Here is a 19439-nt window from a genome sequence, read left to right on the forward strand (position 1 = left end):
CAGACGTCCGTCAGACGTCCGTTCTCGTGCGCCGACGTGCGCGTCAGCTCGCGCCCGGGGCCTTCTCGAGCGGCTTCTTGAACGCCTCGTGCTCGGACGCGAAGCGCAGCTTCTCGGGATCGAACAGCTCGTCCGGAAGCTCGACGTCGTAATCGATCGCCGTCACGTCGAGCGTCGAGCTGGTGTTGCTCGCGAGCGTCTGCATGCGGATCTGCAGCGGCGTCGGGACGCCGTCGACCTTCGACACCGAGCCGAACGTCTCGACTTTGAACACCTCGCCCGCCGGGCTGTAGAACTCGCGGCGCATCGGCAGCAGCGTCTCGGCGTCGATCCAGGTCACCGTGCGGGCGTAGTACCAGGTCTGGATCACCGACGTCGGGATCGACTGCACCTTGTACGCCTTGCGGCCGTCGATCACCTCGGTGCCGAGCAGCTCGTTGGTGGTCTCGAGCGGCAGCATGCCGAGGTCGGCGTAGCTGAAGTCGGTGTCGAGGAAGCTCTGGTAGTTCTCGGCCGGCACGAGCTTGCGGATGCGCCGGACCACCGGGACGTAGAGGTACTCGACCGCCGGGCCGTTCGCCGGGCTCATCGTCAGGTACGCGATGCCGCGCGCGCCCTCGGGCCCGAGCATCACCGTGAGCGTGCGGTCGCCGTCGGGAAAGCGCTTGCGCGCCTGGGCGAGCTGCAGCTTGGTGATGGTGCCGCGGTCGTCGAACGTGAGGTCCATCTTGCGCAGGCTCGGGCGCGGCGGCTCGAGCGCGGCCTTCATCTGACGGATGATCTCGTCCGCGCTCGGCGTGCTCTGCGCACGGGCGCTCTCGGGACGCGACACCGCGCTCGCCATCGCGAGCAGCGCGAGCGCAGCAACCTGGACGAACCTACGACGGTCAACGAGCATCGCCACCTCCCTCTCGGATCGAAGCTTTCGCGCCATAGCGCAACGTGCGCGGGAGACCAACAGGCGGCGGTCAGCCGAGCGCGCGACAGAACTCGGCGAGCCCGTCCTCCCACGGCGGCAGAACGATGCGCGGCTCCTGCAGCGTCGTCAGCACCGAGTAGCGCGGACGCGGCGCGGGACGCGGGAACTCCTCGGTCGTCACCGGCACCACCGGCGTGCGGATGCCGCGCAGCGCGTAGAGCTTGCACGTCAGCCCGTACCAGGTCACCGCGCCCGAACCGGCGAGGTGGTAGGTGCCGAACGCATCGGTCGTGATGAGCCGCGCGAGCGCCGCGGCGAGGTGCGGGGCGTAGGTCGGCGAGCCGGTCTGGTCGTCGACCACGCGCACCTCGGGACGCTCCGCGAGCGCCAGCATCGTGCGCGGAAAGTTCTTGCCGTGCTCCTCGTAGACCCACGCGGTGCGCACGACGTAGTGCCGCGGGTTGAGCTCGCGCACCGCGATCTCGCCGGCGAGCTTGCTGCGCCCGTAGACCGACTGTGGGTCCGGACGGTCGAACTCGTGGTACGGACGCGTCGCGCGGCCGTCGAAGACGTAGTCGGTCGACACGTGCACGAGCGGGATGCCCGCCTCGGCCGTCGCGAGCGCGAGGTTGCGCGGTCCGACCGCGTTGCCGCGGAACGCGCCCTCGACGTCGGTCTCGGCGTCGTCGACGCGGTTGTAGGCAGCCGCGTTGATCACGAGCTGCGGGCGCGCCGCGCGCACGGCGTCGCGCACCGCCTGCAGATCGACGATGTCGAGCTCGCCGTGCGTGAGCGCGGTGACGTCGTGCTCCGCGAGCGCCTTGCCGAGCGAGCGCCCGAGCTGGCCGGCGGCGCCGGTGACGAGGATCCTCACCGTCCCTCGTAGCGCGGCAGACGGTCGAGCAGCTCGGCGAGCGGCTTCCCGGCGCGGTCCTTGTCCGACAGCAGCGGCTCCGCGACCGGCCAGGGGATCGCGAGCTCCGGATCGTTCCAGGCGAGCCCGAGCTCGTCACCCGGCTGGTAGTAGTCGCTGCACTTGTACTCGACCTCGGCGACGTCGCTCGTCACGCAGAAGCCGTGCGCGAAGCCGATCGGCACGTAGATCTGGCGGAAGTTGTCCTGCGTGAGCTCGACGCCGATCCAGCGCTTGAAGGTCGGCGAGCCGCGCCGGACGTCGACCACGACGTCCCAGATCGCGCCGCGCAGCACGCGCACGAGCTTCGCCTGCGGGCGCGCGAGCTGCGCGTGCAGACCGCGCACGGTGCCACGCGCGGAGCACGAGTGGTTGTCCTGCACGAAGGTCGCGTCGACGCCGGCCTCGGCGTAGCGCTTGGCCTGGTACGTCTCGACGAAGAAGCCGCGGGCGTCGCGGTGCACGGTCGGCTCGATGACGAGCACGCCGGGCAGCTCGGTCTGCAGCACCTTCAAGGCGTCACGTCTCCTGTTCGAGGATGCGCAGCAAGTACTGGCCGTAGCCGGTCGTGTGCATGCTGCGCGCGATGCGCTCGACGTCCCGAGCGCCGATGTAGCCCATGCGCCAGGCGATCTCTTCGATGCAGGCGACCTTGAGGCCCTGGCGCTCCTCGATCGCCTGAATGAAGTTCGACGCCTGCAGCAGCGCCTCGTGCGTCCCGGTGTCGAGCCAGGCGATGCCGCGTCCGAGCTTCTCGACGTGCAGCTCGCCGCGCCGCAGGTAGTCGATGTTGACGTCGGTGATCTCGAGCTCGCCGCGGGCCGATGGCTTCAAGCCCGCTGCGACCTCGAGGACGCGGTTGTCGTAGAAGTAGAGCCCGGTCACCGCGTACGACGAGCGCGGCTGCTTCGGCTTCTCCTCGAGCCCGACCGCGCGTCCCTGCTCGTCGAACTCGACGACGCCGTAGCGCTCGGGATCCTTGACCCAGTAGCCGAACACGGTCGCGCCGCTCTCGCGCTCGACCGCCGCGCGCAGGTAGTCGGCGAAGCCGTGGCCGTGGAAGATGTTGTCGCCGAGCGCCAGCGCGACCCGCGACGTGCCGACGAACTCGCGGCCGATGATGAACGACTGCGCGAGCCCTTCGGGGCGCGGCTGCACCGCGTACTGGATGCGGATGCCGACGTCGCTGCCGTCGTCGAGCAGGCGGCGGAAGGCGTCCTGCTCGTGCGGCGTCGTGATCACCAGCACGTCGCGGATGCCGGCGAGCATGAGCGTCGCCAGCGGGTAGTAGATCATCGGCTTGTCGTAGATCGGCAGCAGCTGCTTCGAGGTCGCGCGCGTCACCGGGTAGAGGCGCGTGCCCGAGCCGCCAGCGAGCAGGATGCCCTTGATCTCCGAGCCCGACCTCGGGCGAGGGGGCGTGCGCGCCGCGTCCGGCGGGGTCATCGCGCTCCGTCCGCCGCGTCCGCGCGCGCGGCCGTGCCGAGCCGCTCGCGGCGGTACTTGCCCGCCTGCACCGCCTCGCACCAGTCGCGGTTGTCGAGGTACCAGCGGACGGTGGCGGCGAGGCCCGAGTCGATGTCGTGCGCGGGCTTCCAGCCGAGCTCGCGCGAGATCTTGCTGCTGTCGATCGCGTAGCGACGGTCGTGGCCCGGACGGTCGGCGACGAAGCGCTTGAGCTCGGCGTAGCTCTTGAGGTTGCGTCCGGCGAGCGCCGGGTTGTCGCGCGGCGGCAGCAGCTCGTCGAGCAGCGCGCACAGCCGGTCGACGAGCGCGAGGTTGGTCATCTCGCCGTACCCGCCGATGTTGTACTTGTCGCCCGGCACGCCGGCCTCGAGGACGCGCCAGATGCCGTCGCAGTGGTCCTCGACGTAGAGCCAGTCGCGGACGTTGCCGCCGTCGCCGTAGATCGGCAGCTCGCGGCCCTCGATCGCGTTGAGCAGCATCAGCGGAATCAGTTTCTCGGGATACTGGAACGGGCCGTAGTTGTTCGAGCAGTTGGTGATCAGGACCGGCAGGCCGTAGGTCTCGTGGTAGGCGCGCACCAGATGGTCGGCCGCCGCCTTGCTCGCCGAGTACGGCGAGTTCGGCGCGTAGGGCGTCGTTTCCGAGAAGGCGCCGGTCGGGCCGAGGCTGCCGTACACCTCGTCGGTCGAGACGTGCAGGAAGCGGAACGCACGGCGCTCGTCCTCGGGCAGCTCCGCGAGCCAGAGCCGCGACGCCTCGAGCAGCTCGAAGGCGCCGACGGTGTTGGTCTGGACGAAGGCGCGCGGGCCGTCGATCGAGCGGTCGACGTGCGACTCGGCGGCGAAGTTGACGATCCACGTCGGCCGGTGCTCGCGCAGCAGGCGTCCGACCAGCTCGCCGTCCGCGATGTCGCCGTGCACGAAGACGAAGCGCGGGTCGCGCTCGACGTCGCGCAGGCTCTCGAGGTTGCCGGCGTAGGTCAGCTTGTCGAGCACCACGACGCGGGCGTCGGTGCGCGCGAGCGCGAGGCGGACGAAGTTGGCGCCGATGAAGCCGGCGCCGCCGGTCACGATCATGCTCCGCATCGCCACCCCGGAATAGCCGAGCGTTGCCGGGCCTGCCAGCGAGGGTCGCCGGCGTCGGCGGGCGCGCCGAGCCGGGTCGCGGACGGCGGAAGGGCGGAGCGCGGGCGGAGCACGGGGCTCGTCGAGCGGCGTTCGCGCTGCGTCGGCGTGGCTACTGGTGCGCCGGCGACAGCAGGTCGTTGACCGTCTTCACCGGGTTGAAGGTCTCGGCCGGCACCTCGACGAACACCGTGTTCCAGTCCGCCATCGAGCCGTTCCACAGCCCCGGGTGCTCGAGCGCGCGCAGCTTCCGGCCGCCGTGCGACTTCTCGGCGATGAACACCGCCTGCCGGTCGACGTGCTTCTGGAGCTCGTACGGACGTCCGCGGTGGTCGCGCAGCGCGCACACCAGGTCGACCGGGTTGAAGTGCGTCGACGTGCCGAGCAGCGCGCGCTGCTCGGGGTCGCGCGTGTCGACCTGCGCGGTCTCGACGATCTGCCGCGTGACCTCGCCGGACGCGCTGCGCACCCAGAACGGACCGCCGCCCGGATCGCCGGAGCAGCGCACCATGCCGCAGACGCGCAGCGGACGGTCGAGCTTGGCGAGGACCCAGGCGCGCCGGCGCTCGAGCGGCCAGGTCGCGAAGCCCTCCGGCGTCGCGACCTCGAGGTCGCGCTCGAGGACCTGCGCCGCGGCCACGACGGCGTCCTCGCCGGCGTCGCGCTCGAGCCGTGCCAGCGCCGCGAAGGCCTTCGCCTGCAGGCCGAGCAGGACGCCACCGAGCACCTTGCGCCAGTGGACGATGGGCTCCTTCAGGCGGTCGGGCACGACGTTGTCGATGTTCTTGACGTAGACCAGGTCGGCGCCGGTGCGCTCGAGGTTGGTGAGCAGCGAGCCGTGGCCGCCCGGACGGAAGAGCAGGGCGCCGCTCGCGTCGCGGAACGGGTTGCCCTCGAGGTCGACCGCGACGGTGTCGGTGGAGGGCTCCTGGTGCGAGAAGCTCACCTCGAAGCGGGTGTCGAGGCGCTGCTCGTGGCGCCGCTGCGCCGTGGCGAGCAGCTCGCGGAAGCCCGCGAGGTGCTGCGGCGACACCGTGACGTGCAGGCGCGCCACGCCCTCGCGGCTGCGCGCGTAGCGCGCCGCCTCGACCAGGTGCTCCTCGAGCGGCGTCCGCGGACCGTCGGGATAGCGGTGGAAGAGCAGCAGGCCCTTGGGCAGCGCGGCGTAGTGCAGGCCGCGCTCGGTCAGCAGGTGCTCGAGGATCGCGCCGACGCGTCCCTCGCGCCGTGCGTCCTCGGGATCGAGGCCGTGCGCGCGCATCGCGTCGCAGAGCTTCTCGAAGAACGCGAAGCGCCGGAGGCCGTCGACGAAGGCGAGCACCTCGCGCGCGTCGCCGTCACCGTCGGCCGCGCGGCGCTCGAGGTCGCTGCGCCGCACGTCGCGGTTTTCGTCGAGCACCGCGAGCAGCGCGCGGAACATGCGCGTCGCCGCGCCCGACGCGGGCACGAAGGCGGAGAAGCGGCCGTTCTCGGCGGCCTCGGCGTGCAGGCGCAGCGCGCTCGCCACCTCGTCGTCGGTGAGCACGCGGATGCCGTCGCCCGGACGGCAGGCGCGCTCGAGACGGGTGTGCGGCGGCGGATCGCGCAGCAGCGCGAGCTGTCTCTGCACGTCCTCTGCGGCGAGCCCGCGTTCGGCGATGCGGCGCAGATCCTCCTCGTGCAGCAACCCCTCGGCCATCGACTGTCCTCCGAGCTTCGAGGCTATCGTGATCCGGCGCGGGAATCATCCTGCGCCGGCGCGCTCGGCGCGGGTCGCGGCGACGCGGTCGGCTCGGGCTTCGTTGGCGCGCTGAGGTCAGGCTGCGCCGACGCGGTCGGGTCGGGCGGGGTTGGCGCGCGGGGCTCGGCCTTCGTCGGCGTGCCGGCCTCGGGCGCGGGGACGCGATCCTTGCCGTCGAAGGCGGGCGCGAACACCGAGAAGCCGACCATCGGCTCCTCGGAGATCACGCGCGCGCCGTGCACGGTGTCGCGCGGCACGAGAACCGCGTCGCCCGGTCCGAGCTCGATGGTCTGGTCACCGATGCGCGCCCGCGCGCGTCCGCTGCGCACGACGATCACCTCCTCGTGCTCGCGGTGCAGGTGCGGCGGCATCTCGCTCGTGAGCTGCCACACGTTGACGCTCGCCGACTGGCCGCGCAGCACCTCGGTGACCTGCGCGCCGCGCGCGGGATCGATGGGGTGCGCGGCGATCACGTCGTCGAGGCTCGCGACCTGCGCGCCGACTGGGCCGCCGCAGGCGAGGCAGACCGCGCAGGCGAGGGCGACCGCGCGCGGCGGGCTCGTGCGTCGTCTCGCGCGCCGAGGGGAAAGCGTCATGGCGCCGCCGGCCATAGCACCACGACGCGCGCGCTGCGACGCGCGACGCCCACGCGCCACCCACGCGCCACCCACGCGCCACGCCCTCCGATGCCCCGTTTGCCCGCCGCACCCGGCGCTGGTAACCGAACGTTCGTTCGGGCCATGGCGAGCGAAGCGCAGAAGACCGCGCCGGTCGAGGCGGGATCCACCGCGACCCGCATCCTCGACGCCGCCGAGGCCTTATTCGCCGAGCGCGGCTTCGCCGGCGTCTCCGTGCGCGAGATCGCGGGCCAGGTCGGGCTCAACCAGGCGAGCATCTACAACCACTTCCCGAGCAAGCAGGCGCTCTACGAGGCGGTGCTGCAGCGCGGGCTGCAGCCGATCCTCGACCTGCTCGCCGAGTGCGCGCCCGTGCTGCACGAGGAGCGCGAGCGCGACCGGTTGCTCGAGCAGCTCGTCGAGCACCTGTGGCGCACGCCGCACCTGCCGAAGCTGATCCAGCGCGAGGTGCTCGACGGCGGCGAGTACCTCGAGCGGCTCGCCGACCACTGGCTGAAGCCGATCTACCAGCAGGGACGCCAGGCGGTGCTCGCCACCCCCGGCGTCGGCGACTGGCCCGAGCAGGACCTGCCGCTGCTGATCCTCGGCATGTACCACCTGCTGTTCGGGCACTTCTCGTCGGCGGCGCTGCTCGAGCGGCTGATCGGCCAGCCGGCGCTCTCCCCGGAGATGAAGCGCGCGCACCTCGCCTTCGTGAAGCGCGCAAGCGAAAGATTGCTCAGGGCTTGAGCCAGCGCTCGAGCCAGCCGAGCACCTCGCCGTCGACGCCCGCGAGATTGTGTCCCTGCCCCGAGTAGGGGACGAAGCGGAAGTGGTCGGGGACGCCGCGCGCCTCGTACGCCGCGCGGAAGCGCGTCACCGTGTTCTCGACGCACGCGTACGGGATCGCGCGGTCGAGCTCGCCGGCGAGCAGCAGCAGCGGTCGCGGCGGGTAGCGGTTCGCGTTGCGGATCGGCTCGCGCGCCGCGATCTCGACCGCGTAGTCTGGGTCGAGCTCGAGCTTGCCGTTCGGCAGCCAACGCGGGTCGTCGTTCAGCGCGAGCGACGACGAGCGCAGGAACGTGAGGTAGTCGCCGCACGCGACCCGCACGACGCCGACCGCGATGCGCGGGTCGTGCGCCATCGCCTGCAGCGCGGTGAAGCCGCTCGTCGAGCTGCCGGTGATCGCGATGCGCTGCGGGTCGACGCGGGGGTTCTCGAGGATCCAGTCGATGACGCGCGGGATGCTGTGCTCGGCGTCCGTCGAGATGATCTCGAAGTAGGCGCGTCCGACGATGCCGGGGCGCGGCGCGGCGAGGAGCCAGCTCCCGACCGTGTGCGAGTCCTCGTCGCGCACGGGGAGGTTGGTCGTGTCCTCGAGCCCCGCGCTCGAGCCGGAGGCCTCCGACGCCTTCTTGAAGCCGCGCAGCAGCTCCCAGTTGGTGTGGAAGCGCACGACCCCGAAGCCGCGATCGAGCAGATCCGCGTCGGGGACGATGGGCGAGATCACGACCGGCAGCGGCCCGGATGGCTGCGCCGGCAGCGTCAGCGCGACCGTGATCCAGCCGTTGTCGATGGTCGCCGAGACCTTCTCCGGCTCCGGGCAGGGATCGCAGGCGCGGGGTGCCGTTGCGGGCTCGGTGGCCGCGGCCGGCGCGGGGGCCGCGGCGGGGACGAGCGACGCGGGATCGGGCCGACGCACGGCGGGCTTGCACGCGGCCGCCGCGACGAGAAGGATGCCGAGCAGCGTGCGGAGCATCATCGATCTGACCAGTTCGCCTGGCATCCGGAGTAGCGATACGTGACTCTCGGCGATCGGGAAAGCGGAACGCGCCTCGTGCGCGCGGCGGCGGTCGGGCGCGGACTCGGGCCAGTGCTCTGTGCGCTGATCGTCGCGGTCGCCGCGACGGGCTGCGCGCGCTCCCTCGTCGAGCGCGCGATCGCGGCGCGGGGCGGTCCGCTCGAGAGCGCGTCGCGCGAGTCCGAGGCCGAGGTCTACGAGAAGATCCCCGGCACCTGGGCCTGGCGCATCGACTACCGCGTGCCGGATCGCCTGCGCTGGACGCTCGAGACCTGGGGCGACGAGCAGACCTACGCCTACGACGGCCAGACCGTGCGCTACTTCCTCGGCACCGCGCCGGTCGGATCGGATCCCGCGCTCGCGCGCGCGGTGCGCACCCAGGTCCGCTGGATCGGGCTCAGCCTGCTCGACGTGCTCGACGACGAGCGGCTGCTGGTCGTCGAGGAGCTTCCCCGCGACGCGCTGCCGGCCGGGGTCGCGAGCGGCTTGCGCGCCACCTGGCGCGAGGACGGGACGTCGTACCTGCTGTACTTCGACGAGCGCGACCTGCTGGTCGCGAGCCGCGGCCCGGTCGACGTGCCGGTGATCGGCAGCGGCGAGCTCGTCGCGTCGTACGAAGACTTCCGCGAGGTCGGCGGCTTCCTGCTGCCTTTCCGCGGCCGCTACACGCTCGACGGCCGCCCGCTGTTCGACGAGACCGTGCTGCGCTGGGTGCCGAACGACCCGGCGCTCACGGAGGAAGCCTTCACCCGCGCGCCGCCGCCGAAGCTACGCTGAGACGGTCCCCTCGGCTGGCCCCGCGCGCGGTGCCGGCGTCGCGGCGACGTGCGCGCGAAACGCGCCGGCGTCAATCCATCCCGAGCTTGGCGCGCCCCTCGGGCGAGATCATGTTCGGGTTCCATACCGGGGTCCACACGATCTCGACCTCGGCCTCGGCGACGCCCGGCAGCCCGAGGATCTTGTAGCGCGCGTCGGCGGCGATCGACGCGCCCATGCCGCAGCCCTGCGCGGTCAGCGTCATCTTGACGTCGACCCGGTTGCGGCCGTCGTCGAGCGGCTTGATCTGCATGTCGTAGACCAGGCCCAGGTCGACGATGTTGACCGGGATCTCGGGGTCGTAGCAGGTCTTGAGCTGCTGCCAGACGAGCGGCTCGAGCTCCTCGGGGGTCAGCTTCTCGCCGCTCGCCGCGGGCACCTCGGGCTCGGGCGCCGGCTCCATGCCGACCGCGTCGGCGTCGCGGCTCGAGATCCGCAGCAGTCCGCCGTACTCGGGGACGTGCACGGTGAAGGATCCGCCGAGCGACTGGGTGATCACGGCCTTCGTGCCCTGGGGAAGCAGGACCGTGTGGCCGGCGGGGATCATCACCGCCTCACAGTCGCGCGTCAGCTCGATCCACTGGTTGGACTCGCTCATGTCGAGCAGGATAGCGTCCGCCTGCAGCAAAACCCAGGTAGGCCGAAATCGCTGGCGCTCGCGCACGAGTCCGGCTACCAACAAACGTTGGCTCGGACGCGGCGCGACGGCGACGCGGGTTCCGGGAGGGAGCACAGACGATGGCGTACGAGCACGGCAGGATCACGGACGAGGGCATCGCGAAGCTGCGCGAGCGCATCGGCAAGGGCTTCGAGGGGCGCCAGCCGTGGCGCACCGAGGTCAACCGCGACACCATCTGGCACCTCGCGCACGCGATCGGCGACCTGAACCCGCTCTACACCGACCGCGAGTACGCCAAGAAGCACAGTAAGTGGGGCCGGCTGCACTGCCCGGGCGTCGTGCTGCGCTGCTACGACACGCTGAGCGCGCCGGGCTCGGCCGGATTGCCGGAAGGTCTCCCCGGGGTGCACTCGATCTGGTCGGGCTCGCACTACGAGTGGTACCGCCCGGTGCTCGAGGGCGACGTCATCCGCTCCGAGAGCTACCTCAAGGACGTCGTCGAGAAGACCAGCAAGTTCACCGACGGCCGCACGGTCTACCAGACGTACGAAGCGGTCTATTACGACCAGACCGGCGCCTGCATCGGCAAGCGCAGCGACACCTACATGCGCGCCGACCGCAACAAGACGCGCGAGAAGAGCGTGTACAAGGAGCAGGAGAAGCTCGCGCACTGGACGCCCGAGGACATCGAGCGCTTCCAGGAGGAGTACCGCAACGAGACGCGCACGGTGGAGCGCTACTGGGAGGACGTCAACGTCGGCGACGACATCGGCAAGGTGATCAAGGGTCCGCTCACGCCGACCGCGGAGATCGCCTTCGAGTCCTTCTTCGGCATCTATCTCGTCGGCAACATCGTCGCGTCCCGCCTGCTCGACAAGCACCCGATGCTCATGGTGCCGAACGAGCAGGGCGTCCCGGAGCCGCCGCAGCGCGTGCACTGGGACAACAAGTTCACCCAGGACACGCTCGGCCTGCCCGGCGCCTACGACCTCGGCCTCGAGCGCCTGTCGTGGATGTGCCACGTGGTCACCAACTGGATGGGCGACAAGGGGCACCTGGCCTTCATCGACGCGCGCTACAAGCGCTTCAACTACCTGGGCGACGTGACCTGGGCGCGCGGCAAGGTCGTCGAAAAATTCGAGCGCGACGGCCGCAAGATGGTGAAGCTCGACGTCTACACCATCAACCACCGCGAGCAGATCACCGCGACGGCGGTCGCCGAGGTCGAGCTGCCGAGCCGCGCTGCGTAGCCGGCGGCGCCCAAGCGAGCGAATCGGAGCAGGTGGGGCTGCGCTCGTGGCCCCGCCTGCGTCACTTGGCGGGGCGGGTAGCGCGTCGGTCGCGCTTGTCGCGCTCGCGGAGCTCGAGCGCGAGCTGGCGGACCTCGTCGCGCGCGACGGTGATGAAGGCGGCGTCGGACGAGCGCTTCACCCAGGCGAGCACCTCGTCACCGGACAGAATGGCGTACGGAAAGCCGGGCGGCCCGCCGGGGATGGCCTGGCAGCTCCAATGCTCCCTCGAGGCTTGCATGACTCTGGACCTCCGTCCCCGAGCTCCAGTGCGCGAGAGTGTGTCGGTAAAGCCAGAATCGATACCAAAATTCGGATGGTGTCAAGAGCTTTTCGTCGTCTGCTCGCCCGGCGAGCGTCCGCCGGCGCTGGATGCTCCTGCAACGGTGTTGCAGAACGGCCGCGCCGGCCTGTCGGGAGCGCGGCCGCCGTGGTAAGCGGGCTGCCATGACGCGCAAGAGCCGGGCTCAGGCGGCGAGCCGGGTCGCGGAGATCCGCGCCGCGATCCGTGCGGCCGGGATGCGCAGCACCGCGCCGCGCATCGCGGTGGTCGAGCGCCTGCAGCGCGCCACCGCCCCGATGAGCCACGCCGAGATCACCGAGGAGCTGCTGCCGCTCGGCTTCGACCGCGCCACGATCTACCGCAACCTGGTCGACCTCGCCGAGGCCGGGCTCGTGTCCCGCGTCGAGGTCGGCGACCACGTCTGGCGCTACGAGATGCGCAGCGCCGACCGCGGCACCGAGCGCGAGCACCCGCACTTCGTGTGCAACGACTGCGGCACCGTCGCCTGCCTGCCCGAGGTCAGCGTGAACATCCGCCCAGCGCCGGGCTCGCGCCGCTCGCCGGTCGCGGAGGTGTCGCAGGTCCTGCTCAAGGGCCGCTGCGAGAGCTGCTAGCGACCCGCGAGCGGCTCGCCTTCGCGGCGACCGTTCGCGAGCGCGCGCTCTGAGCGCCGCAGCAGCCAGGCGGCGACCAGCGTCAGGCTCAGCACGAACGCCGTCGTCTGGCCCGGCGGGTAGTCGAGGTCGTGCGCCACGACGAAGCTCACGAGGCTGCCGGCGAGGCCGAGCAGGGGCGCGACGACGAACATCGTGCGCACCTCGCGGCACAGGCTGCGCGCCGCGAGCGCCGGCAGCACCAGGCAGCCGAAGGTGAAGATGCTGCCCGCGACGCGGTTCGAGAGCCCGACGACGACGCCGAGCCAGATCGCGAGCAGCACGCCCCAGCGCCGGACGCCGAGCCCGACGGCGGACGCCATCTGCGGATCCATCGCGAGCAGCGCGAGCTCGCGGTGACGCAGCGCCACGCCCGCTGCGGTGAGCGCCAGCAGCAAGGCGAGCACCGCGACGTCGCCCGCGGTCGCGCCGATGATCGTGCTCGCGACGAGCCGGTGGATCTCCTCCGTGCCGTGCGGGCTGTGCGACAGCAGCAGCACCGACAGGCTCGCGCTGAAGAGAAAGACGAGCCCGGTCGCGGCCTCGCGGCTCTCGCCGCGCTCGTGCGCGCCGCGCGTCGTGAGCAGCGCCGCGAGCACGGCGAAGATCCCCGCCGCGGCGGAGAGGAAGGCGTCGCTCTCGAGCCACGGAACGACCGCGAGAGCAGGGAGCGTGGCCAGCCGCAGCCCGCACGCGATCCCGAGCAGCGACGCCTGCGACATCGCGGCGCCGAGGAAGATCTGCTCGCGCGCCACGACCATCACGCCGAGCAGCGGCAGCAGCAGCGAAATCAGCCAGCCGGCGAGGTAGGCGTCGCGGAACAGCGCCCAGGAGTCGAGGAAGGACGCGATCACGACCGCACCTCGAGCGCGGGACCCTTCGCCCGCTCGCGCGCGGTGCGCTCCTCGACGCGCACCGTGCCGTCGGCGAAGGTCGCGACGTGCGACGCGTGGCGCTCGGCCATCGCGGCGTCGTGCGTGACCAGCAGCAGCGTGAGGCCGTGTTGGCGGTTGAGCTCGACGAGGTCGCGCAGCAGCGCCGCCTCGGCGTCGGCGTCGAGGTGGTTCATCGGCTCGTCGAGCACCAGCAGCTCGGGCTCGCGGATCAGCGCGCGGGCGACGAGCGCGCGCTGACGTTGCCCGCCCGAAAGCGCGCGGAACGACGCCCGCTCGAGCTCGGCGAGCCCGACGCGCTCGAGCGCGCGCCGCAGCCGCGCGCCGCGCTCCGCACGCGGCACGTCGAGCCCGACGAGACCGAGCGACACGAACTCGCGCACCGTCGTCGGCAGCGACGGGTTCGTCTCGGCGTGCTGCGGCACGAAGCCGACGCGCGCACGACCGCCGAGCGACGCGGCGAGGCGGAGCGTCCCGCCCTGCGGCTCGAGCATGCCGAGCACCGCGTGCAGGAAGGTGCTCTTGCCGCTGCCGTTGCGCCCGACGAGGAACCAGAACTCGCCGCGGCGCACCGTCAAGTCGACGTCGCGCAGCACGACGCGCGCGCCGTAGCCGAGCGTCAGCGCGCGGGCCTCGAGCAGCACCTCGGGGCGCGACGTCATCTCGTCTCCGCACCCGCCGACGCGATCTGCTCGACGTTGTAGCCGATCATGTCGAGGTACGTCGGCGCCTCGGGAACCGCGCCGACCTGCGTCGCCATGCGCAGCACGCGGGCGCCGGTCTTCGAGCCGACGAGGTTCGCGTAGCGCGGATCGTAGTACGTCGACGCGAGCACGATCCGCACGTCCTGCGCGCGCATCAGCTCGATCACGCGCTCGAGGCTCTTGGTCGTGGGCGGAACGCCGGGCAGCGGCTCGAGGTCGGCGACCACCTCGAGGCCGAAGAAGCGCGTGAAGTAGGTCCACACCGCGTGGTCCTCGACGAGCTTCGTGCCCTGCAGCGGCAGCATGCGTCCGAGCCAGCCGCCGAGCTCGGCGCGCTGACCCTGGTCGTCGAGGAAGGAAGCGAGCTTGCGCGCCTCGTAGAGCCGGACGAGCTTCGGCACGTCGTCGCCGTAGCGCGCGGCGAGCGCGGGTCCGACCAGGCGGCGGAAGAGCTCGTCCTGGAAGGTCGCGAGCCGGCGCTCGAAGCGCGCGGCGGCGTCCGGCCGCAGCTCGGAGAGCTTCGCGGCGATCGCGCGCGCCACCGCGAGGCCGCGCAGCGGATCGAGCAGGTAGTGCGGGTTGCCGCGCGCGTGCACGTCGCCCTGGCTGCGGTCGACCGGCGTCGTCGGGATCCCGAGCGGCTGTCCGATCGCCGTCGACGCGTCGAGGTAGCCCGCCGCCCCCGGCTCGACGCGCGGGTTGCGCGCCTGTCGCAGCAGCGCCGGCAGCCAGGCGATCTCGAGGTCGAGCCCGATCTGCACCAGGAGGTCGGCCTCGCTGAGTTGCTTGACGAAGCTCGGCCGCGCTTCCGCGAAGTGCGGGTCCTCGGTGGGCTTGACGAAGGTCGTCACGGCGACGTCGTCGCCGCCGATCTCGCGCACGAGCGCGCCGAGGTCGGGCGTCGTCGCGCAGACGCGCAGCGGCGCCGTCTCCTGCGCGGTCGCGTGTGCCGCGGATGTGAGGGAGACGAGTACGGCGGCGAGGCCCGCGAGGGCGCGTGCGGCCACGCGTCGGCCGCACGCGCGCGAGCGATGTTCGATGCCTCGGGAGCGATTCGCGTTCATCGCCATCGGCTCCTTTCTCACCACTCGTGCGCCGGGTGGCTGCCGTAGAGCAGCTCGAGCCCGAGCCACACCGTGCTCGCCTCCTCGCCGGGCAGCGCGGTCGCGTGGTCGAAGTTGTACTGCAGGCGGATGCGCGCGAACTCCGACGGCTGGTAGATCAGCAGCGGCGAGAAGCGGAAGCGGTCGTCGCGCAGCGGGTCGTTCGCGCGCCCGCCGACGCTCTGCCCCGAGCCGCTCGCCCACTCGAAGCGCACGCCCGCGGACCACGGGTAGCGGAAGCCGTAGAGGAGCTGCGTGTAGAAGCCCCAGTCGCGCAGCAGCGCGCCGGGGATGGCCTCCTGCACGTGCGCGTCGTCGTGGTCGTCGTGGTCGTGCAGCGCGTGCGCGTGGCCGTGATCGTCCTCGGGGATGACCACGCCGGCGGGGATCGGCTCCGCGGTGTAGTCGCGCTTCATCACCTCGCTCTGCCAGAGCAGGAACGGCCAGCCGCGGAAGTTGTCGGTCGGGCGCCACTTGAGCGTGAAGTCCGCGCCATAGACGAACGTGCGCGCCGAGCCGCCGGTCGAGTTCGGACCGAACAGCCCAGAGAAGCCGAGCAGCGCCGAGACCTCGTCGCCGAAGCTCCACGCCGTCGCCGAGCGGACGAGGTAGAGCAGGTCGCCGAGGTTGCGCGTCTCGGTATCGATGCCGGGGCGACCGCCGATCCCTTCGGGCGCGAGGAAGCTCGTCGTGAGCTCGCCCTCGTTGGCGTTCTGCACGCCGACGTAGAGCTCGGAGAACAGCGGCACCGGCAGCAGCCACGACAGGCGAGCGCCCGGCGAGCGCAGCCCCTCACCGCCGAACATGCGGGTGTTGATGATCGGCTGGTCGATCCACGGCCAGGAGTGCGGGTGCGTCGGGTTGATGCGTCCGAACTCCGTCAAGTAGTAGCCGGCTCGCAGCTGCAGACCCCACGGTAGCCGTCGCGTCGTGCCGTACGCTTCCTCGAGCTCGACGCCGTCCGGCGTGAACAGGATGTAGGTGACCGCGTCGAAGTACGGGTCGACGGCGCCGAAGAAGCCGAGCTCGGCCTGCTGGAAGGTGAAGCCGCGGCGGTCCGGATCGTGCGCGCCGCCCTGCAGCGTCCGGATCTCGGCGTCGTTCGCGGTCGACCAGCCGGCGGCGACCATGAGGTCGATCGACGGCTCGAGGAGGCGCAGCGTCGCCTGGCCCGGCAACGGTCTGCTGAAGAGCGTGCCCGGCGGCGAGGAAGCCGCTGTGTGGTCGTGCGGCCCGCTCGCCCCATCGCCTGGGGCGCTGGTGCTCGGCGGCGGCGACGACGCGGCGAGCGGCGCCTGGGTCGGCTGCTCCGGGGTGGCCTGTGACGTCACCGAAGTCGCCGTCGTTGTGGTCGCTGCCCTCGTTACCGGCAGCACGCCGCGCGGCGCGCCAACGGCGCCTTGCGAGCCCGCGTGCGGCGAGCCCGCGTCCTGCTCGAGCTCGGCGATCGCGCGATCGAGCGCGCTGCGCGAGCGCGCGTCCTCATCCGCATCCGCTGCGAGCTTCGCGTCCACTCCGGGCGCCGGAGCGCGCTTCTCCTGCTGCTGCTGCTGCGCCAGCTCCGGCGCGATGCGCCGCAGCAGCTCGAGCATCTCGTCGAGCTGTCGCTGACGCTCGCGATCGCGGCGCTCGAGCTCCGCGATCTGCGCCTTCAACGCCTCGATCTCCGCGCGCTCGTCGGCTCGGGCGTTCGCGAGCGGCAGCAGCAACGCGAGCGCGAGCGACGCGCACGCGATGCGCGTCCTCTTCGTGACGTCGGTCCCCGACATCGACCCATCCTCCCGGCTCGTGGACGTGCCACGAGCCCACCAGCACGCCGTGCGGCGTGGTCGCCTGACGCCGCTCGAGCGAGCGGCGGCGTCGACGCGGCACGTGGCCGCGCCTGCTCCTCAGAGCGCGACGACGGGAGGGCTGCGCGGCGCGTGCCGCGCGACGAGGGAGATCCCCGCGGCAGGCGGGGGCGTGCAGGGCGTCCAGGGCCGCACCGCGTTCGGCGGCGTCGGCGTGCTGGACGGCGCGAGCAGCGCGGGGCGGTGCGAGAGGGCTTGGCAGGCCGGGCAGGGAGCGTCCGCGTGCTGCGCGCGCGCCGCGTACGCCGAGGTCTCGCCGATCGCTTCGGGGTGCTGCGCCGCGTGAACGTGCGGCAGCAGCGTCTGGCAGAGGAGCGTCAGCGCCAGGAACAGCGCCGCGCGCCAGCCGGGACGCCGCGTGCGCGCCGTCGCGGGCCTCGAGCGAAGGTTCGTGTGACGGATCGTGCTCACCCCGATTGGCGCCCTCGGAACTCGCGGTCGTTACCAGCCGTGCTCCGGCGCGGCAAGCGCAACGCGCAGCGGGCGCAACAGCGACCAAAGCGTAATCGCAACTCGATTGCAACTACAATCGTGGGAGCGCTCCGTGAAAACGACGCGTTTGCTGCTCTTGGTGCAGGGCCCGTCGTTCCGCTACAGCAGGCGCGGCCGCTCATGGAAGCCTTCCTCCTGTCGGGCGCCGCCGGAACCCTGACGCTCGGCGGCGGACTTCTCGCGCTGCGCTTGCAAGCGTACCGCGCGTACATCTTCGCCTTCTGCGGCGGGGCGCTGATCGCGGCGGCGCTGTTCGAGATCCTGCCCGAGGCGCTCGAGCTGCTGGGCTCCGTCGAGTCGGGCTTCGACGCCGGAGACCTGCTGCTCGCCTGCGGGCTCGGCTACTTCGCGTTCTACGTCATCGACCACATCGCGCACGGCGGCCACGTCCACCACGGCGCCGCGCACGAGGACACGCACCAGGCCGGGCTGTGGGGCGCGCTCGGCCTCGGCCTGCACAGCTTCTTCGACGGCTTCGCGATCGGGCAGGGCTTCCAGGCGGGCCACAGCCTCGGCTGGGCGATCGCGCTCGGGGTGACGCTGCACAAGCTCGCCGACGGCATCAGCGTCGCCGGCATCATGCTCGGGACGCAGCACAGCCTGCGCGCGACGCGCGCGATGGTTTACCTGGTCGCGGCGGCGCCGATCGCGGGCTTCTTCGCGCAGTCGTTCGTCGCGCTCGGCAGCGCCGTGCTGGCGCTGCTGCTCGGCTGGTTCGCCGGCATCTTCGTCTACCTGGGCGCGAGCAGCCTGCTGCCCGCCGCGCACGAGACCAGCCGCTCGCGCTTGCTGATGGTCGCGACGCTCGCCGGCGCGGCGTTCATCCTCGCCGCCCAGTGGTTGTCGCATTGATGGCGAACGAGGGAAGCTCGCACGCCGCGCACCGGGCGTGCGTTCGCCCTCTTGCCGGCGGCGACCGCGACGGATGAGGAAACCGATGGGCGCCGTCACCGTCGAGCGTAGCGTGCTGTTCGCCGACATCGTCGGCAGCACGCGGCTCGTCGTCGAGCAGGGCGACGACGCAGCGCGGGTCCTGCTCGTGCGCTACGTCGACCTGCTCGCGACCACCGCACAGCAGTGCGGCGGCGAGGTCGCGAACCGGCTCGGCGACGAGGTGCTGTGCATCTTCGAGCATGCGGACGACGCCGCCGGGGCTGCCGCCGCGCTGCACGAGGCGGTCGACGCCGCGTCCGTCCAGGATCGTCTGCCACGCCCGATCCGGCTGCGCATCGGATTCCTGCACGGCCCGGTCGTGCGCTCGCGCGAGGCTGGTTCGGCGGCACGGTGCACAAGGCGGCGCGTCTCGTCGCGCTCGCGAAGGCGGGGCAGATCCTCACCACGCGCGCGACGCTCGAGCGTCTCTCGCCGCGCTGGCGTCAGGCGGCGCGCTGGTTCGACCGCCGCGTCCTGCGCGGCGACACCGCGGAGGAGGAGATCCACGAGCTGCTGTGGGACGCGAGCGTGACCTCCGTTCTCAGCGTGGGTCCGCTCGACGCCGGTGCCGACGAGCGCGTCGACGGGGTCGTGCTGACGCACGGCGAGCGCTCGGTGCGCGTCGATCTCGCGCGGCCGCGCGTCGAGCTCGGTCGCAACCCGGGCTGCGACCTGCACGTCGCGAGCGCCGCGGTGTCGCGTCTGCACGCGATCGTCGAGTGGAACCGCGGCCGCGTGCACCTCACCGACGTCAGCACCAACGGGACGACCATCGAGCGCGCCGGCCTGCCGCCGCTTCGCGTGCACCGCGACAGCGCGCCGCTCGAGGGCGAGGGCACGCTCTGCCTCGGCAGCGCGAGCGCCGTGGGCGGCGCGTCGCGCGTGGCGTTCCGCTGCACGACGCGGGCGGCGTAGCCCGGCCGTTCGCCCGAGCGCGAACGCCCGCCCACGCGGCCACGCGCCGCGGACACGCCCGCGCTCAGCCGCCGCCGAGCGCCGGCACGAAGTGCACCTCGCTGTCCGCCTGCACTGCCTCGAGCAGCCCGCCGCTCACGACGTCGCCGTCGACCGACACCGCGAGCGACGGCACGAGCTCGCCGTTCTCCACGATGCGCTCCGCGAAGCCCGGATGGAGCGCGTCGATCGCCTCGACGAGCTCGCCGACCGTGCGGCCCGCGACCTCGATGCGGTCGCGCCCGCCGGTCAGCGGCCGCAGCTGCGCCGGGATGAAGACCAGCGCCAC

Annotated in this window: 23 protein-coding genes; 6 read left to right on the top strand and 17 right to left on the bottom strand. The window is 72.1% G+C overall.

The features are described 5' to 3' along the window. Nucleotides 1–43 precede the first annotated feature (43 nt). The 7 genes from VIS07_19445 to VIS07_19475 all read right to left on the bottom strand — a co-directional run bounded on the left by VIS07_19445 (nucleotide 44) and on the right by VIS07_19475 (nucleotide 6739). On the bottom strand, nucleotides 44–898 hold the full coding sequence (locus VIS07_19445; GenBank protein HEY8517689.1) for an outer membrane lipoprotein-sorting protein: 855 nt from the start codon (nucleotides 896–898) through the stop codon (nucleotides 44–46). A 70-nt stretch (nucleotides 899–968) separates the two neighbouring features. Next, nucleotides 969–1793 carry a dTDP-4-dehydrorhamnose reductase gene (gene rfbD / locus VIS07_19450; protein HEY8517690.1) on the bottom strand — a complete coding sequence of 275 codons (825 nt, stop codon included), beginning with the start codon at nucleotides 1791–1793 and terminating at the stop codon, nucleotides 969–971. Further along, a complete protein-coding gene (gene rfbC, locus VIS07_19455) occupies nucleotides 1790–2347 on the bottom strand; it encodes a dTDP-4-dehydrorhamnose 3,5-epimerase (protein ID HEY8517691.1) in 558 nt (185 codons plus the stop codon). The genes rfbD and rfbC overlap by 4 nt, the downstream gene beginning before the upstream one ends. Nucleotides 2348–2351: 4 nt before the next feature. Beyond that, entirely contained in the window at nucleotides 2352–3278 is a 927-nt protein-coding gene (gene rfbA, locus VIS07_19460) for a glucose-1-phosphate thymidylyltransferase RfbA (protein HEY8517692.1), read from the bottom strand. Then, nucleotides 3275–4384: a dTDP-glucose 4,6-dehydratase gene (gene rfbB, locus VIS07_19465; GenBank protein ID HEY8517693.1), complete on the bottom strand. Its 1110-nt coding sequence runs from the start codon at nucleotides 4382–4384 to the stop codon at nucleotides 3275–3277. Before rfbB ends, rfbA begins: the two co-directional genes overlap by 4 nt. Before the next feature lie 151 nt (nucleotides 4385–4535). Then, nucleotides 4536–6101, bottom strand: a complete 1566-nt coding sequence (locus VIS07_19470; protein ID HEY8517694.1) for a DUF4301 family protein — start codon at nucleotides 6099–6101, stop codon at nucleotides 4536–4538. Nucleotides 6102–6124: 23 nt separating this feature from the next. Then, on the bottom strand, nucleotides 6125–6739 hold the full coding sequence (locus VIS07_19475) for a cupin domain-containing protein (protein ID HEY8517695.1): 615 nt from the start codon (nucleotides 6737–6739) through the stop codon (nucleotides 6125–6127). A 144-nt stretch (nucleotides 6740–6883) separates the two neighbouring features. On the opposite strand from VIS07_19475, the gene VIS07_19480 reads away from it, so the two are divergent. After that, a complete protein-coding gene (locus VIS07_19480; GenBank protein HEY8517696.1) occupies nucleotides 6884–7510 on the top strand; it encodes a TetR family transcriptional regulator in 627 nt (208 codons plus the stop codon). On the opposite strand, the gene VIS07_19485 is transcribed toward VIS07_19480, so the two are convergent. Beyond that, entirely contained in the window at nucleotides 7500–8522 is a 1023-nt protein-coding gene (locus tag VIS07_19485; protein ID HEY8517697.1) for a prolyl oligopeptidase family serine peptidase, read from the bottom strand. The two genes, VIS07_19480 and VIS07_19485, sit on opposite strands and share 11 nt — an antisense overlap. Nucleotides 8523–8633: 111 nt before the next feature. Here VIS07_19485 and VIS07_19490 point away from each other — a divergent pair, with 111 nt between their 5' ends. After that, on the top strand, nucleotides 8634–9338 hold the full coding sequence (locus VIS07_19490; protein HEY8517698.1) for a hypothetical protein: 705 nt from the start codon (nucleotides 8634–8636) through the stop codon (nucleotides 9336–9338). Nucleotides 9339–9408: 70 nt separating this feature from the next. Here VIS07_19490 and sufT read toward each other — a convergent pair whose 3' ends face one another. Further along, nucleotides 9409–9975, bottom strand: a complete 567-nt coding sequence (gene sufT, locus VIS07_19495; protein ID HEY8517699.1) for a putative Fe-S cluster assembly protein SufT — start codon at nucleotides 9973–9975, stop codon at nucleotides 9409–9411. A 140-nt stretch (nucleotides 9976–10115) separates the two neighbouring features. Here sufT and VIS07_19500 point away from each other — a divergent pair, with 140 nt between their 5' ends. Further along, entirely contained in the window at nucleotides 10116–11246 is a 1131-nt protein-coding gene (locus tag VIS07_19500) for a MaoC family dehydratase N-terminal domain-containing protein (protein HEY8517700.1), read from the top strand. A 61-nt stretch (nucleotides 11247–11307) separates the two neighbouring features. Here VIS07_19500 and VIS07_19505 read toward each other — a convergent pair whose 3' ends face one another. Next, a complete protein-coding gene (locus VIS07_19505) occupies nucleotides 11308–11526 on the bottom strand; it encodes a hypothetical protein (GenBank protein HEY8517701.1) in 219 nt (72 codons plus the stop codon). Between the two features lie 206 nt (nucleotides 11527–11732). Between VIS07_19505 and VIS07_19510 the strand changes: the two genes are divergently transcribed. Beyond that, nucleotides 11733–12182, top strand: a complete 450-nt coding sequence (locus VIS07_19510) for a transcriptional repressor (GenBank protein HEY8517702.1) — start codon at nucleotides 11733–11735, stop codon at nucleotides 12180–12182. Here the strand turns inward: VIS07_19510 and VIS07_19515 are convergent. From VIS07_19515 to VIS07_19535, 5 genes are all read right to left on the bottom strand, one after another. Further along, entirely contained in the window at nucleotides 12179–13075 is an 897-nt protein-coding gene (locus tag VIS07_19515; protein HEY8517703.1) for an iron chelate uptake ABC transporter family permease subunit, read from the bottom strand. The two genes, VIS07_19510 and VIS07_19515, sit on opposite strands and share 4 nt — an antisense overlap. After that, entirely contained in the window at nucleotides 13072–13776 is a 705-nt protein-coding gene (locus VIS07_19520) for an ATP-binding cassette domain-containing protein (protein HEY8517704.1), read from the bottom strand. Before VIS07_19520 ends, VIS07_19515 begins: the two co-directional genes overlap by 4 nt. Further along, the gene (locus VIS07_19525; GenBank protein HEY8517705.1) at nucleotides 13773–14825 is read right to left on the bottom strand and encodes a metal ABC transporter substrate-binding protein; all 1053 of its coding nucleotides are present in this window, start codon (nucleotides 14823–14825) and stop codon (nucleotides 13773–13775) included. The genes VIS07_19520 and VIS07_19525 overlap by 4 nt, the downstream gene beginning before the upstream one ends. A 74-nt stretch (nucleotides 14826–14899) precedes the next feature. Further along, complete coding sequence (locus tag VIS07_19530) at nucleotides 14900–16690, bottom strand: TonB-dependent receptor (GenBank protein HEY8517706.1); 1791 nt, start codon at nucleotides 16688–16690, stop codon at nucleotides 14900–14902. A gap of 120 nt (nucleotides 16691–16810) precedes the next feature. Further along, nucleotides 16811–17182: a hypothetical protein gene (locus tag VIS07_19535; GenBank protein HEY8517707.1), complete on the bottom strand. Its 372-nt coding sequence runs from the start codon at nucleotides 17180–17182 to the stop codon at nucleotides 16811–16813. Nucleotides 17183–17383: 201 nt separating this feature from the next. On the opposite strand from VIS07_19535, the gene VIS07_19540 reads away from it, so the two are divergent. Continuing rightward, nucleotides 17384–18115: a ZIP family metal transporter gene (locus VIS07_19540; GenBank protein HEY8517708.1), complete on the top strand. Its 732-nt coding sequence runs from the start codon at nucleotides 17384–17386 to the stop codon at nucleotides 18113–18115. Here the strand turns inward: VIS07_19540 and VIS07_19545 are convergent. Next, nucleotides 18084–18506 carry a hypothetical protein gene (locus VIS07_19545; GenBank protein HEY8517709.1) on the bottom strand — a complete coding sequence of 141 codons (423 nt, stop codon included), beginning with the start codon at nucleotides 18504–18506 and terminating at the stop codon, nucleotides 18084–18086. The two genes, VIS07_19540 and VIS07_19545, sit on opposite strands and share 32 nt — an antisense overlap. A 41-nt stretch (nucleotides 18507–18547) precedes the next feature. On the opposite strand from VIS07_19545, the gene VIS07_19550 reads away from it, so the two are divergent. Further along, the gene (locus VIS07_19550) at nucleotides 18548–19111 is read left to right on the top strand and encodes an FHA domain-containing protein (GenBank protein ID HEY8517710.1); all 564 of its coding nucleotides are present in this window, start codon (nucleotides 18548–18550) and stop codon (nucleotides 19109–19111) included. 64 nt (nucleotides 19112–19175) lie between these two features. Here the strand turns inward: VIS07_19550 and VIS07_19555 are convergent, their stop codons facing one another. Next, nucleotides 19176–19439, bottom strand: a complete 264-nt coding sequence (locus tag VIS07_19555) for a MoaD/ThiS family protein (GenBank protein ID HEY8517711.1) — start codon at nucleotides 19437–19439, stop codon at nucleotides 19176–19178.

It is taken from the genome of Candidatus Binatia bacterium, from assembly GCA_036563615.1.
In the GTDB taxonomy this organism is placed as follows: domain Bacteria; phylum Desulfobacterota; class Binatia; order UBA12015; family UBA12015; genus DATCMB01.